Source organism: Bartonella rattaustraliani AUST/NH4 (genome assembly GCF_000312565.1).
Classification (GTDB): Bacteria; Pseudomonadota; Alphaproteobacteria; order Rhizobiales; family Rhizobiaceae; genus Bartonella; species Bartonella rattaustraliani.
This window is the reverse complement of record NZ_CALW02000026.1, coordinates 1-15,334: the sequence shown is the minus strand read 5'-3', so window position 1 is coordinate 15,334 and position 15,334 is coordinate 1. Positions and strand designations below refer to the sequence as shown.

Sequence of the window (15,334 nt, the reverse complement as noted above, 5' to 3'; positions counted from 1 at the left end):
TAAAAAATATGAACTCACTGATGAAACTAAAGTTGTTAACCGTGTCACTTTACACCGCATTAAAGCTTTAAGGGACTTTTATAATGTCAAGGCTGGCGACCTAGGAGGCTTTATTCAAAAGGAAGAAAATCTCTCTCATGAAGGCAATGCATGGGTTGGTGATGAGGCATGTGTTTATCAAGATGCCCAGATTTGCGATCATGCTCGGGTTTATGAGAATGCCAAGGTTTTTGGTAAGGCGTGGGTTTTTGGATATGCACAAATTTATGGGCATGCCAAAGTTTGTGGGGATGCTCTCATTTTTGGAACGGCGTGGTTTTCTGGTGATCTAGAACTTCTTTATGATACGGCATGGTCATAACATAACTTTGGAATAATGACCGCGGGCGTGGGGGAGCGCCCTCTCTCTCAAACGAATTTTCATAACAAATTTTTAAACACATTAATTGTGAAGGGACTTATTATGTTTAAAAAATACATACTCACGAATGAAATTAAACACATTAAAAAGAAAATAACTAAAGAAGTGACAACCGTTTATCGTATTCAAGCTTTAAGAGACTTTGGTGATGTCAAGGCTGGTGATCTAGGCGGCTTTGTTGAAAAGGAAAGCAATCTCTCTCACGAAGGTAATTGCTGGCTTTATGATGATGCCTGTGCTTATAGCCATGCTCGTGTTTTCGAAAATGCAAGGGTACGCAATAATTCTCATGTGTGCGGGCAAGTCTATGGCAATGCTTTTGTTTATGGCAAGGTGTTAATTTCTCAATTCGCAAAAATTTATGACAATGCACGGGTTTATGACAATGCTTATGTCATGGGCTATGTTTATAACAATGCCCAGGTCTATGGCAATGCACATATTGATGTTGAGGCGCATGTTTATGACAATGCTCACGTTTTTTATAACGCTTGGGTTTGTAGTTATGCAAGGATTTATGGTGATGCGCAGGTTTCAGATTTTGCATATATTTGTAACTATGGGAAAGTTTATGGGCATGCCATGGTTTTTAAGCGTGCGAAAATTTATGGTGAGGTCTATGGGCATGCTCGCGTGAGTGGCACGGCTGAAATTTATGGTTCTGTTTATGATAGAGCGAAAATTTCCCACAAGATTAAGGTTTGGGGTAAAGTCTATGGCACTGCCATTCTCGATAAAAAAAGCAAAATAAGCTCTATTAAAAATCATCAGGAGGTTTATAAAGGTCGGATGATTGTTGATATTAAAAACAATAAATAATGAGGCGTGGGGGGCGCCTTTTATTTTATAAACCTATTAAAAAAGCGGCGTCGATTAAAAGCGCGGCTTTATAGATTGAAATGCATAAAAAATACAAATTTACAATAAATGCCTGTATACAAAACCTATCATATTGCAAGCTCTCTATTGTCATTATGAAACGTTATTCAAAAAAGCATAAATGTTAAATAGGAAAGCATTCTTGTTATATTTGATATGAAGAGAGAAACTGTGAATACAGCGTTTACGATAAAACCTATTCTGATAACGCTCTCATATTTGAAAGCGTCAATTGAAATCACTTCCATTCCAAAATTGAAACCTATTCATAAATCAAAACGTTTTGTAAGGTCTCTATCAATCCAATCAAGAGTAAAGTGTAATTAGTAACAAACTCGCTCTTTTGATTTTATGCTTGCAAGTGTTGGTTTTGAAACCAATCTCTCATAAGATAATAAACAACGGCTTATTTCAACTATGCCTCGTCGTGATATCAAGAGAATGTTTGAGAATTTAACGCTCTCGAATTTGAGATGAGTAATTTCAGTGGCACTTATGCGTGATATTAAGAAAATGCTTGAAGAATTATACTATAAAGGGAGTCTGCCCAAATTTGGGCACACCTATCAAATTTTAGCTAGCAAAATTAACCGCTCCAATTTTAGAGGCGTTGTTTTTTAGAGCTAACAATTTTTAACGTTATAAACAGTTTCAAACATTCAATCCTCTTTTAGAACTTTTACTGCCATAAGCAATTCAATTGTTAAGATGTGATTTAAACACATGCAATTATGTTGATTGGATAATTCAAACGATTGCCTCCTAATAGTAACTATCGATTTTATGATTAAAACGTATTATTAAATTGTTATGAATGATTACTGCTTTTGAATGTTCATATGCGTTATAAGATTTGTATCATGATTTGCTTTTTATGCTTTGTTCATAAATAGTAATTGTTGATAAAAAATGGTCAATTGAATCACGTATAAAAGTGTGGATTCATATAAAATAAATTCTCACAACATATTGAATTTATTATATTTTTATATAAAAAGCACCTCACAAAAACGAAGCGTTTCCTACAAAAAAGAAAACTTTGCCATTAAAATTACTAAATTTAATGAAAAAATGAGCAATGAATCTTTTTATTTTAATGCAGTTCCTGAATATTGTGCGTTTCTCTCATTTTAAATCTCTTGACGTTTAAACAATTTATTCTTTTACACGTGACAAGTGAGGTTGGCGTGCAGATAAAATTGTTTAAGGAGGGGGAAAATACTTCTACAGTTTTCATGCGAGGGTTTTCGCAAAATTATGCGCTGCTGAAGGGAGGGTGCTGGTTTGTCACTTGCATCAGGTGGGTGCGTTCAAGAGCTGTATGTTCTTTACGGGAGTATGCACGGTATAGGCATCGTTGCGAAGACTTGGGAGCATCCAGAGAGGCTTCTTTAAAACAAGCCCATGAATTTGCAAATGTGTGGCACTTTGTTTTTCATGAAGAGTTTGACCTTATTTTAAAGAACATGGCTGAAACTTGAGCTTTTTCCTGAAGAAAGTACATGAGATGTCATATCATTCATTAGTTCATATGCTTGTTTTTCTGTTAAATCAGCATGTTGTGAATCACAGGAAATTGTTATAAATTTATTTGTATCATCTAATTCTTCAATTTGTTTTTCTGTAAGAAACGTATTTTATTTATCAATTTTTCATAAATTATACATTTCAATTTTAATCTTTCTACTTATGATATTTCCTTTTTAAGAAATTTATCCATTTCATCTGGACTTATGTCTATTAATAACATAACTTCAACCAAAACAATTTTTGAAATAATTTCTTTTGTTTTTTCTAATCGAGAATCATTCATCGGAATAAAAATCTTTTCTAATTTTTTCTTCTACTTTTTCATCTTTTAAATCTTCTTCAGAAATTTTTAAATAATCTAATATTACTTTTATTTTTTATTGTATTCGTATTTAACTTATACATAAAAAACAGGACTTTTTTTAAAAACATCAATTGATATTTTATAAGCTGGAATTGAGTTATAATTTAAATATTTTTTAAAATTATTATAAGTGAAATTTTATCTATATCCATAACTGTTATTTTCACAGTTACTGTATTGTTATAATTTCAATTAGTTAACACAAAAAATTAAATTGTGTAAAAAAATAAATAGTATAATTCAATCGCCAGTGTCTGTTCGTTTTTATCAGATTCATAAAAAGAGCGCGTGCATTGATATCTATTGAGGACATTGTAAGAGATTAATAGGATTTTTCCTTTTAATTCAGAGCTGTTTTTTGCAGTTTTTGACATCAAGAAATGCCCAAAAAACGCACTGGAAAGAAAAATTCCAACAAAAGCATGGTTGGAGCTTTTGTTTTACGCCAAGCAAAACGAAAGCGTGTCGGTGTTAACTCATACCAAGTGCGTTTTTATAAAGTTCGATAACGGCTTCTTCTTCCATGCGCTCATGCTCTTCTTTTTTCCGCAACCGTATAATGCTCCGAACAGCTTTACTATCAAAACCAGAACCTTTCAGTTCAGCGTAAACATCTTTAATATCATCAGAAATGGTTTTTTTCTCTTCTTCTAGCCGTTCAATACGTTCAATAAAAGCACGCAATTGGTTGACGGATATAGCATGAGTTTGGTCAGTTACTGTGTCATTCATTGTATTTTTCTCCGGACTGTCTATGTGTTGTTTTTATCTAAGCCTCTGTTGAAAAAGCTTAAAAATAAAAAGAGAATCAAGCTGTACGCTCTTTTACAAACTGATTTTAAACATTTTGTAAAATTTTAGGGTGTATACATTGATAAATAAGGCAATAAGAGTCAAAAATGTTTCTTTAAGCAATTTAAAAGATTTTTAAATGAAAATAAAGAAATCTATGCTTTGGTTTAACAGTTTGTGTTATGAAGGAGGTTTTGTGGTTGAAACAAAAACGGGTGCCTCAAAAGGGGCTGAGGGTTTTTTTTCTCAGTCTTATTTTCTTATGTTCGTTTGTTGTTTGTGCAAGGGCTGATTTTAGAGTCTGTAATATGACACAACAGTCTGTTGGGGTTGCTCTTGGTTATCCTACATTTTCAGGTTGGGTCAGTGAAGGATGGTGGATCGTGCCGGTGACAGAGTGTAAAACTTTGGTTGAAGGGCCGCTTTCTTCACGGTTCTATTATTTTTATGCTGAAGGCGCACAGAAAAAAGGAAACTGGGCAGGACCTGTAACGATGTGTGTGCAAGATAGCCAGTTTACTATTCAAGGGGTTCATGATTGTTTTCCTCGAGGGTACCAAAAGGCCGAGTTTAAAGAAATTGATACCGGCAATCAAACCAGCTGGATGGTGCAATTGACCGATGAATCTTTGTTTGGTGATTCGGATGTAGATTCTCCTGTTTTTTCTGGAGGGGATCTGCCGTGAGACGTGCACGTAAGGTCAAAATTATTGCGACTCTTGGTCCTTCTTCTTTTTCTTTAGAGATGATTGAAAAGCTTTTTAGGGCGGGGGCGGATGTTTTTCGTCTGAATATGAGCCACACGGACCGTGAAACAATGTGTAATTTGGTCAAACTTATCCGGAGGGTTGAAAAAACTGTTCAACGTCCCATTGGTATTTTGGTGGATTTACAAGGACCAAAATTGCGCGTTGGTCGTTTTGCTAAGGGTCAAGAAGAGTTGCGTGTTGGGCAAAAATTTATCTTAGATGACCGTGATGTGCCCGGCGATGCACAGCGTGTTTTTTTTCCTCATGGGCCAATGTTGGCCGCGGTTAAACCAGGGGATCGGTTGTTGATTGATGATGGAAAACTCGAACTGCGTGCTGAAGTGTGTGATGGTCATTCTGTTGCGTGTCGTGTGGTGAATGGAACCCATATTTCTGATCGAAAAGGTGTGAGTTTTCCTGATACGGTTTTGCCCTTTGATTCCATGACACAAAAGGATAAAACTGATCTTCAGATCCTTTTAGAGCAGCCTGTTGATTGGGTTGCACTTTCTTTTGTTCAGCGACCAGAAGATATTATGGCTGTGCGTCGGTTAACAAAAAACAAAGTGTCTTTGATGGCTAAAATCGAAAAACCGCAAGCCCTGGAACATAGAGAGAAGATTATTGAGGTTTCCGATGCTATCATGATTGCACGGGGCGATCTTGGTGTGGAAATGCCATTGGAGAAGATCCCTGCACTTCAAATGGAACTTATTAAATCTTGTCGTTTGGCTGGAAAGCCAGTTGTGGTGGCGACACAAATGCTCGAATCCATGATCACATCCTCGGTTCCCACCCGGGCCGAGGTCTCTGATGTTGCTACAGCCGTTTATGCTGGAAGTGATGCTATCATGTTGTCTGCTGAATCTGCCTCTGGTCGTTATCCTGAAGAAGCAGTGCTTATGATGGACCGGATTGCTCAGCAAATTGAACAAGATCCTACTTATGCAGCAATGGTTGGTGCGCAGCACCCGGAACCGGAGTCAACAGGGACAGATGCAATTTCTCTTGCAGCGCGTCAGATTGCTGAAACGCTTCAATTGGCTGTTATTGTTGCTTATACGGTTTCGGGAACAACAGGGATACGCGCCTCTCGTGAGCGTCCCAATAGACCTATTATTGCTTTATCACCCATTGTGAAAACGGCACGGCGGTTGGCTTTAGTGTGGGGTCTTCACTGTGTGGTGACTGAAGATGCACGCGATTTGGAAGATATGGTTGATCGTGCCGCCGTCATAGCGTTTCGAGAAGGTTTTTGTTTAGAAGGCGATCACTTCCTTGTGACGGCCGGTGTTCCACTTGGCACCCCTGGTGCAACCAATTTGTTACGTATTGCTTCTGTTGCCCCAGAGGGCACAAAGGCTGTTTGATTGCTTTATCACCCATTGTGAAAACGACATGGCGGTTTGGTTTCGTGTGGGGTCTTCACTGTGGGGTGACTGAAGATGCACGCGATTTGGAAGATATGGTTGATCGTGCCGCCGCCATAGTTTTTCGAGAAGGTTTTTGTTTAGAAGGCGATTCCTTCCTAGTGAGGCTCGGTGTTCCACTTGGCACTCCTAATGCAACCAATTTGTTACGTATTGCTTCTGTTGCCCCAGAGGGCACAAAGGCTGTTTGATTTCAGCTTTAAAGAGGATATTGTTTATTCTTGACGCAATTCTTGAATTTCATTTATCAATCTTCTTTTTGCTGCAAATAGAGATCTTTTTGCTGCAAATAGAGATCTTCCTTTTCCTGAAAATTACCATTTATTTGCTCATCTTTGAGCAATTGCTTGGTAAGCTTTTCAATCCGCTCGGTGGTATCGCGCATAATTTGCCCCATGGTACGATCTCTTTCGTTGTGGAGTCGTAAAAGAGCTTCGTAGTCTTCTTGTAATTTTTTATTTTCTCGTTTTATTTCTTCCATTTCATCGATAACCATAATTCCCGCCATTACCGCTAAACGATGATCACCGATTTCACCAAAATTTGTTTTAAGATGTGCGATATATTGATCTAATTGTTCTGCAAGCTCAATAAGATGGCGTTCTTGTCCTTTATCGCAAGCCATACGATAAACTTTACCATCAATGGTGACGGAAACAGTTTCCATACATTCAAACCTTTATTTGTCAATTATAACACGAATCATTTCCATCGCTTTTATTAAGCGTTGCGAAACTTCTTTGTTTACGGACTCTAATCGTTCAGCGTGTGCTTCGGCTTTGTCAAGCGCTTGGGCAAGATGGCTACGATCAGCGTTCATTCGTTGAATTTCTTCTTCCCATTCGTTATTTTTATCAATAACAGCGTTACGGTTTATAATAGTGATCTCTAAGGCTCTTAGCGCTTTGTCCAGTTGCTCTAAAGCGTGTGGTAGAACCGTAGTTTCTTGATCCATGATGTTTATACCCTTTGGATGATTGTATCCTTTATCAGTTCTTTATGCAAAAACGAATCACTTTTTTTCTTTTCTTGCGTGAAATTTATTTTTAGATATGTAGGATATTTTATCAAGAAAAGCAGAGAATAGATATGAATTAAAAGCTGGATTTTTAAAGAGTATTGGCATAAATGATTTATATGTATGAAGAATGCGTGAGGGGAATGTTATTAATGTGACTTAAGTGATACAAAAGCCTCTTGCTGATGAGGGTTAAAGAAAACAGTTTTTCTCACAAATGAAGAGAATACAGGAAAAATCAACAAAATCACGTGTTTAATAAATGGTCTATCATTCATGACAAATACTGAACGACAAAATCAGATGGCAAATGCTATCCGTTTTCTTGCTATCGATGCAATTGAAAAAGCAAATTCTGGTCATCCTGGTTTGCCAATGGGAGCAGCAGATATTGCGACTGTTCTTTATACAAAATTTCTCGCTCATGATCCTAAAAAACCTTGTTGGCCCAATCGTGATCGTTTTGTATTATCGGCTGGGCATGGATCTATGTTGCTTTATGCTTTACTGTATCTTTCCGGTTATGAGGATATCTCTCTCGAAGATATTAAAAATTTTCGCCAACTGGGATCAAAGCTTGCTGGGCACCCTGAATATGGGCATGCTGCAGGAATCGAAACAACCACGGGACCACTGGGGCAGGGGTTGGCGAATGCTGTGGGGATGGCGCTTGGTGAACGCTTACAGAATGCGCGTTTTGGCAATCTTATCAATCATTACACTTATGCGTTGGTTGGTGATGGATGTCTCATGGAAGGTCTTTCCCAAGAAGCTATTTCTCTTGCGGGCCATTTAAAACTCAATAAATTGATTGTGTTGTGGGACGATAATAACATTTCGATCGATGGAGAAATTTCTCTTGCTGACAGCACAGATCAGATAGCACGTTTTAAAGCGTCTGGTTGGGAAACACACAAAGTTGATGGTCATGATCAAGCCGCAATCGCAAAGGCTATCGAGACCGCTCAAAGTTCCGATAAACCCACTTTAATTGCGTGTAAAACAACAATTGGCTTTGGAGCCCCAAATAAAGCGGGAACAAATAAAGTCCATGGAGCACCTTTAGGTGCACGAGAAATTGCTGAAACCCGTATTGCTTTAGGCTGGAAGGCTGAACCTTTCGTTATTCCTGCAGAAATCCTTGATGGTTGGCGCTTGGCGGGTCTTAATTCTGCCAAAAAGCGGCAAAAATGGGAAGAAAAATTAGCAAAACTTTCTGTGTCAGAACGCGTAGAATTTGAAAGATTAATGCGTGGCGATCTCGTAGGTGGGTTTGATAGCGCGCTTGATGCTTATAAACAACAACTCGTTGAAGAGTGTCCTCTTGTTGCTACGCGTAAAGCTTCTGAAATGGCTCTTGAAGTGATCAATGCAACCATTACAGAAACCATTGGTGGTTCTGCAGATCTAACGGGATCTAATAATACAAAAAGTAGTCAGATGAAAAGTATTTCTGCTGAAGATTTTTCAGGGCGTTATGTGCATTATGGTATTCGCGAACATGCCATGGGAGCCGTGATGAATGGCCTTGCTCTTTATGGGGGCTTTATTCCTTATGGGGGAACTTTTTTATGCTTTTCTGACTATATGCGTCCTGCTATGCGTCTTTCTTCTTTGATGGGATTGCGCGTGATTTATGTCATGACCCATGACTCTATTGGTCTTGGCGAGGATGGTCCTACGCACCAGCCTGTGGAGCATCTTGCTTCTTTGCGTGCGCTTCCCAATCATCTTGTTTTTCGTCCTGCTGATGCTATGGAAACTGTTGAGTGTTGGCAATTGGCTTTGAAGGCACGCAAAACACCTTCTACTTTGGCTTTGAGCCGGCAAAATCTACCGCTTTTGCGTCAAGAATATGAAGAAGAAAATCTTTGTATGCTGGGGGCTTATGAATTGCTTACAGCCAGTGATGATGCACAAGTGACATTGTTTTCTTCCGGTTCAGAATTGCAAATTGCAGCCAAAGCACATGCTGTCTTAGAAGAAAAGGGTATCCCAACGCGTGTGGTTTCTGTGCCTTGTTTTGAGCTTTTTGCACAGCAATCTCTTTCCTATCAGCAGGCGCTTATTGGAGATGCACCGATTAAAGTTGCCATTGAAGCTGCTGTTGAACAAGGGTGGGAGCGTTTTATTGGTTGTCATGGTGTGTTTATCGGCATGGATGGATTTGGGGCAAGTGGAACGATTGAGACCCTTTATGCGCATTTCGGGATCACTTATGAGAATGTGGTTGCGACCGTTGAAAAAGAGCTTGGAAAAATCCATAAGGAAAATACGAAATAAGTATTTACATTGCAATCAATGGGGTTTGTCACAAGCCGAACTCTTACTCCTTTTGAGAGTCTATGACATTGACCGTTTATATTGTTGTAACAAATCCGCAGTGTCACTCTCTTTGCTAGCTCATGGTACAGCAATCTTTCTTATCAGCAGGCGCTCATTGGAGACGCACCTATTAAAAGTTGCCATTGAAGCTGTTGTTGAACAATGGTGTATTATCGTTATGGATGGATTTGGGGCAAGTGGAACGATTGAGACCCTTTATGCGCATTTCGGGATCATTTGTGAGAATGTGGTTGCAACCGTTGAAAAAGAGCTTGGAAAGCTCCATAAGAAAGAGACGAAAAACTGTTCGCGTTACTATCAATGGGGTTTGTCACAAGCTGAACTCTTACTCCTTTTGAGAGTCTATGACATTGACAATCTATGCTGTTGCAACAAACCGGCACTGTCATCCTCTTTTCCAGCTTATAGTCTCTTTGCGCGCTTAATATTTACGTGCTCATGAGATTGTGGCAGCCCTTGCATGCAGGGCAGTTTATGAGAGGTATTTTGCCTCCTTTGCCACATCCTATCAAAAACGACAAATACGTCTTTTCAAACTGCACTCCGTCGAACGTTACAAATCAAATTTTATAAGCGTTTTCTTGATGAATAAATAATGGGAATCCTGAGAGGGCTTGAACTTCCGATCTCACGCTTATCAAGTGCGCTCTAATTAACTTCGCAACAAATCCTTCAGGATAAAGCGGAAAACCTTCCTCAGTATTAGCGCATGAATAAGCATTTTTCTAAGAAAATGTGCCTTTCAAGTTTCACAAAGAACCTGTTACGGGTCTTTTTGGGTTTCACCTCTCACGCCAATCCCACTTACGGCGTACAAGGAACAAAATTGATTCAACATCAAAGAGGCGTGAAAGAGGAGAATTTTATGACCTTCGACGTTATGATTCCAGGTGTATGATGACTTATTTTTATAAATCAATATGTTGCACTATGGAGATGAGTAAGGAAAATACGGAAAGTGCTATTCGTACTGCCATCAATGGGTTGTATCTTATGGAACGTGGTTTGGTGCGCACTTGTGGAGAGTGATTGATCAAAACCTTAAAGCTGTAAAAATTCATCGAAAATTGTAGCGTTCATGGTTTGTGATTTCTGGAAATAAACCCTTCCTTGTTACTACTTACATAAAGTAACAAGTCGGTCTCATTACTCTATTTGTTCGCTTATGGTGTTGTGATCGTTCGTGTATTGAAGATGTTTATAAGAGGCATTTTATTCTCTTTTAAAATGTTTTTACCCACACGCTAACCCTGCTTGAGACATGCAAGCGAATGATTTTAATTGTTTCATCATGCATAGATTTGAAAGGGGAGAAACTTACGGGTATTCGGGGTTATGATTCCAGTTACATGTTGCATGATGACTTATTTTTATAAATCAATATACTGCGCTATAGAAATAAATCAGGAAAATATGGAAAGTGTTGTTTGTATTGCAATCAATGCGTTTTGTCTTGTGGAATGTGGTTTGGGTGCGCATTTGTAGAGTGTGGTAAGGCATTGAAGTTGTGAACATTTATGGAAGCTTGTGGCGGTTCATGGGTTGTGATTGTTGGAAATAAATTCTTCTTTGTTACACCATAGAGATAAATTAGAAAAATATGGAAAGTACTGTTCACATTGTAATCAATGGGCTTGGTCATTGAAACGCAATTTTGGTGTGCACTTGTGAAAAGTTATTGATCAAAGCATTGAAGTTGTGGCAGTGAACCATTTGGGGTGATTGTAAATAGATGCCCATTTGTTATGCTATCAATTTGGTGTGTTATAAAAAAGATGAATGAAGGAAATATGAGATGACGGTTCGCGTTGCAATTAATGGGTTTGGTCGTATTGGGCGCAATATTTTGCGTGCCATTGTGGAAAGTGGGCGGCAAGATATTGAAGTTGTGGCTGTTAATGATTTGGGCCCAGTGGAGACCAATGCGCATTTGTTGCGCTATGATTCTGTCCATGGACGTTTTCCAGGTCAGGTTAAGGTTGTTGGTGAGGCTATTGATGTTGGGAGTGGTTTGATCAAGGTGTTTGCAGAGCGTGATCCAGCGCAGTTGCCTTGGAAAGCTTTGGATATCGATGTTGCTTTAGAATGTACCGGCATTTTTACGGAACGTGAGAAAGCAAGTGCGCATTTAGAGGCGGGAGCAAAGCGTGTTCTTATTTCTGCACCTTCAGAAGGTGCTGATCTTACCGTGGTTTATGGGGTTAATCATCAGTCCTTGCGCAAAGAGCATCAGGTCATTTCAAATGCTTCTTGTACAACCAATTGCTTGGCGCCTGTTGCCCAAGTTTTGCACAACACAGTTGGCATTGAAAACGGATTTATGACAACCATTCATTCTTATACCGGCGATCAGCCTGTGTTGGATACCATGCATCGTGACCTTTATCGTGCACGTGCGGCGGCTCTTTCTATGATTCCGACCTCAACAGGAGCGGCAAAGGCGGTGGGATTGGTTTTGCCGGAATTAAAAGGATTGCTCGATGGTGTGTCGATTCGTGTTCCAACGCCCAATGTTTCCGTCGTTGATTTGACATTTACTGCTAAGCGTTCCACAACTGTTGAAGAGATTAATACGGCGATTGGTACGGCTGCATGTGGTGAACTCAAGGGTATTTTAGACATAACAGAGGAAAAGCTGGTGAGTTGTGATCTTAATCATAATCCACATTCAGCTATTTTCCATAATGATCAAACAAAAGTGATTGACGGCAAGCTTTGTCGTGTTCTCGTTTGGTACGATAATGAGTGGGGTTTTTCAAACCGCATGGCTGATACGGCTGTGGCTTTTGCTCAAACAATCTAAAAGGGGCCTTATGGCTCTTTTTTTACAACAAAAATTATTTTTGCGCCATGAAGAGACAGATTGTATATTCTTTTTGAAAAAACAGTGGTGAATATTATTGACAATTTGTGAAAAGAAGATGTGGTCGGATGATACATTTTATGATGTTTTTATGCGAGAGGATATGGAGTAATTTTTCTCATTGTGCAAAACCATAAAATGGAGGGGTGCAAAACAGAAAGATGCATAAAAATAAAATTTGAACGAGACAGAAGTAAAAAAAACAGCGAGGAGGTTCAAAAAAAATCAAGGGGGGCGATGAAGAGAACGTAAGTAAGTTCTTTTGACTAGAACGATGAAGAGAAGATTGCGTAGGAAAAAGTTGAGTAGGTATATTGATTTGAAACAACGGAAAGTGAAGAGGGAGCAGTGATGGAGTTTCGGACACTTGATGATGTTGATATTGCGGGAAAACGTGTTCTTGTACGGGTGGATTTTAATGTTCCAATGACGCAAGATAAGGTGTGTGATGATACGCGTCTTAAACGGCATAAAGAAACACTTGTTGAACTGCAAAGCCGCAGTGCTAAGCTTATTCTTCTTTCTCATTGTGGTCGTCCAAGAGGGCAGATAGAGCCGGAATTTTCGCTGCGTCCCGTTGTGCCTGTGTTGGAAAAAATCATCAATCAACCCGTGGCTTTCGCATCTGATTGTATCGGCACTGCCGCGAAAATAGCGGTTGAAGCATTGAAAAACAGTGATGTTTTATTGCTTGAAAATGTTCGCTTTCATCCAGGGGAAGAAAAGAATGATTGTTCCTTTTCAGAAGCTTTAGCCCACCATGGAGATCTCTATGTGAATGACGCTTTTTCAGTCTCTCATCGTGCCCACGCTTCGGTGGAGGGAATAACATATTTATTGCCCTCTTATGCGGGACGTTCTTTGCAGGCAGAATTGCAGGCTTTAGAAAAGGGGCTTGAAAACCCAACGCGTCCAGTCATGGCAATTGTTGGAGGCGCAAAGGTTTCTACGAAGCTTTTTGTGCTCAATCATTTGGTTGAAAAGGTGGATTATTTAGTGATTGGTGGGGGCATGGCCAATAGTTTTTTGGCAGCACAAGGAGTTCGTGTTGGAAAATCACTGTGTGAATATACGCTTATGGACACAATCAAAAAAGTGATTGAAAAAGCGCAAAAATGCCAATGTACACTTCTGCTTCCGGTGGATGCAATCGTGGGATTTCGTTTTGAAAAAAATGCACCGCATCGTCTCTATGATATTGGAGATATCCCTGAGGGCGGTATGATTCTCGATATCGGGACACGCTCCATTGCACATATTAATGCCGTGATTGATAAGGTTGCTACCTTGGTGTGGAATGGGCCTCTTGGTGTTTTTGAAATGCCCCCTTTTGATCAAGGAACGATTGCAGTTGCGCGTTATGCAGCAGAACGCAGTTTGGCAGGAAAATTGGTCTCCATTGCTGGAGGGGGAGATACGGTTTTTGCGCTCAACCATGCGGGTGTTGCTAATGATTTTACATATCTTTCAACAGCAGGAGGTGCTTTTTTAGAATGGATGGAAGGCAAAGCTCTTCCCGGTATTCTTGCCCTCATGGAGGTTTAAAAGGCTTTATTTGAAGGGAAAGTTTAAAGAAAAACGTGTATGGTCATAGGTTCTATAGGTTATGGCTGGTCCCGTGTGGTTTGCTTTTAGAAGTTAAGAGAGAATAAAGAGGAATTTTTTATGAAGGAATGTCTTGAAGAGATAGCACTTACTTTGGTACATGGCGGTAAGGGCATTTTGGCAGCAGATGAAAGTACTGCGACAATTGGAAAGCGTTTTGAAAGCATTGGTGTGGAATCGCATGAAGAGACGCGTCGTGCCTATCGCGAAATGCTTTTTACGGCAAGAGAAGCTATGGAAAATGCTATTTCTGGTGTCATCTTATTTGATGAAACCATTCGTCAAAAAGCATCGACAGGCAAAATGTTAACCGACCTTATTCGTGAGGCGGGGGCTTTGCTAGGTATTAAAGTCGATACCGGTGCTAAATCATTGGCTGCTTTTCCTCAAGAAACAATTACAGAAGGATTAGATGGGCTTCGTGAGCGTTTAAAAGAATATTATGCTTTGGGTGCACGTTTTGCGAAATGGCGCGCGGTCATTGCGATTGATGCACAGGCTCTTCCCACAAGAGGCGCTATCAGCCAAAATGCACAAGCTCTTGCACGTTATGCGGCTTTATGTCAGGAATCAGGTATTGTACCGATTGTTGAACCAGAGGTGTTGATGGACGGGTCATCACGGGGGCATTCAATTGCGCGTTGTTTTGAGGTGACACAAGCTGTGTTAAGCAGCGTGTTTAAAGAATTGTTTGAGGCGCGTGTTTTTTTGGAGGGTATGATTTTAAAACCCAATATGGTGATTGATGGAAAAGATGCCCGCAGCGCGTCTGTGGAAGTGGTGGCTGAAAAAACCGTTCAGGTTCTCAAACAGACTGTTCCTGCTACGGTTCCAGGAATTGCCTTTCTTTCTGGAGGACAGTCTGACGAGGAGGCAACGGCGCATTTATCGGCCATGAATGCTTTGGGCACTTTTCCTTGGAAATTGACCTTTTCTTATGGACGAGCGTTGCAAGCCGCTGCCTTAAAGGCGTGGGCTGGAAAAGATGAAAATATTGCTGCTGCACAAAAGGCTTTTTGTCACCGTGCACGCATGAACCATTTGGCTGCTTTGGGGCAATGGACAAAAGATCTGGAGGAAACAAAAGACTTGTAAGAGATAAAAGATCAAGAAAAGTCTCATGCTTAAAGAAGAGAAAGCACCGTGTTGAGAGATTACATACGCAGCGTGTATAAATTATGTGCGTTGTGTTTATAAGTTATATGCACTGTTTCGCCGAGAATCACTGCTTTTGCGTTGTCTTAAATACGGTGGTGGTTGTTTGAAGCGTATGTTGTTTTGAAGGGTATGATTTTAAAATCCGACATGGTAATGCGGTGATTGATGAAAAAGTTTCC

Annotated in this window: 11 protein-coding genes and 2 pseudogenes; 10 read left to right on the top strand and 3 right to left on the bottom strand. The window is 39.8% G+C overall.

From position 1 onward, the window contains the following. A partial coding sequence (locus tag BN67_RS14440) for a hypothetical protein (RefSeq protein WP_019222854.1) occupies positions 1-361 on the top strand: 361 nt, incomplete at its 5' end. Between the two features lie 102 nt (positions 362-463). Further along, on the top strand, positions 464-1,240 hold the full coding sequence (locus BN67_RS04015; protein WP_019222853.1) for a hypothetical protein: 777 nt from the start codon (positions 464-466) through the stop codon (positions 1,238-1,240). Between the two features lie 2,425 nt (positions 1,241-3,665). Here the strand turns inward: BN67_RS04015 and BN67_RS03995 are convergent. Next, positions 3,666-3,926, bottom strand: a complete 261-nt coding sequence (locus BN67_RS03995) for a DUF2312 domain-containing protein (RefSeq protein ID WP_019222849.1) — start codon at positions 3,924-3,926, stop codon at positions 3,666-3,668. A gap of 242 nt (positions 3,927-4,168) precedes the next feature. Here BN67_RS03995 and BN67_RS12605 point away from each other — a divergent pair, with 242 nt between their 5' ends. The 3 genes and pseudogenes from BN67_RS12605 to BN67_RS03980 form a co-directional block, all read left to right on the top strand. Further along, positions 4,169-4,672 (top strand): DUF1036 domain-containing protein, encoded by a 504-nt coding sequence (locus BN67_RS12605; protein WP_156791627.1) that lies wholly within the window; start codon positions 4,169-4,171, stop codon positions 4,670-4,672. Then, positions 4,669-6,105, top strand: coding sequence for a pyruvate kinase (gene pyk, locus BN67_RS03985; RefSeq protein ID WP_019222846.1), 1,437 nt, complete (start codon positions 4,669-4,671; stop codon positions 6,103-6,105). The genes BN67_RS12605 and pyk overlap by 4 nt, the downstream gene beginning before the upstream one ends. Further along, a pseudogene (locus BN67_RS03980) lies at positions 6,102-6,356 on the top strand (pyruvate kinase alpha/beta domain-containing protein); the annotation flags it as partial. The gene pyk and the pseudogene BN67_RS03980, both read left to right, overlap by 4 nt. A 56-nt stretch (positions 6,357-6,412) precedes the next feature. Here the strand turns inward: BN67_RS03980 and BN67_RS03975 are convergent. Together BN67_RS03975 and BN67_RS03970 are read right to left on the bottom strand one after the other, a co-directional pair. Then, positions 6,413-6,832: a cell division protein ZapA gene (locus BN67_RS03975; RefSeq protein WP_019222844.1), complete on the bottom strand. Its 420-nt coding sequence runs from the start codon at positions 6,830-6,832 to the stop codon at positions 6,413-6,415. Positions 6,833-6,844: 12 nt separating this feature from the next. After that, positions 6,845-7,120 (bottom strand): DUF4164 domain-containing protein, encoded by a 276-nt coding sequence (locus BN67_RS03970; RefSeq protein WP_019222843.1) that lies wholly within the window; start codon positions 7,118-7,120, stop codon positions 6,845-6,847. 339 nt (positions 7,121-7,459) lie between these two features. Between BN67_RS03970 and tkt the strand changes: the two genes are divergently transcribed. The 5 genes and pseudogenes from tkt to BN67_RS03930 all read left to right on the top strand — a co-directional run bounded on the left by tkt (position 7,460) and on the right by BN67_RS03930 (position 15,092). Beyond that, positions 7,460-9,466 carry a transketolase gene (gene tkt / locus BN67_RS03965; protein WP_019222842.1) on the top strand — a complete coding sequence of 669 codons (2,007 nt, stop codon included), beginning with the start codon at positions 7,460-7,462 and terminating at the stop codon, positions 9,464-9,466. A gap of 90 nt (positions 9,467-9,556) precedes the next feature. After that, positions 9,557-9,809, top strand: a pseudogene (locus BN67_RS14100) (transketolase); the annotation flags it as partial. Between the two features lie 1,515 nt (positions 9,810-11,324). After that, positions 11,325-12,332, top strand: a complete 1,008-nt coding sequence (gene gap / locus BN67_RS03945) for a type I glyceraldehyde-3-phosphate dehydrogenase (RefSeq protein WP_019222840.1) — start codon at positions 11,325-11,327, stop codon at positions 12,330-12,332. Between the two features lie 411 nt (positions 12,333-12,743). Beyond that, on the top strand, positions 12,744-13,937 hold the full coding sequence (locus BN67_RS03935) for a phosphoglycerate kinase (RefSeq protein ID WP_019222839.1): 1,194 nt from the start codon (positions 12,744-12,746) through the stop codon (positions 13,935-13,937). A gap of 120 nt (positions 13,938-14,057) precedes the next feature. After that, positions 14,058-15,092, top strand: a complete 1,035-nt coding sequence (locus BN67_RS03930) for a class I fructose-bisphosphate aldolase (protein ID WP_019222838.1) — start codon at positions 14,058-14,060, stop codon at positions 15,090-15,092. Positions 15,093-15,334: the final 242 nt, after the last annotated feature.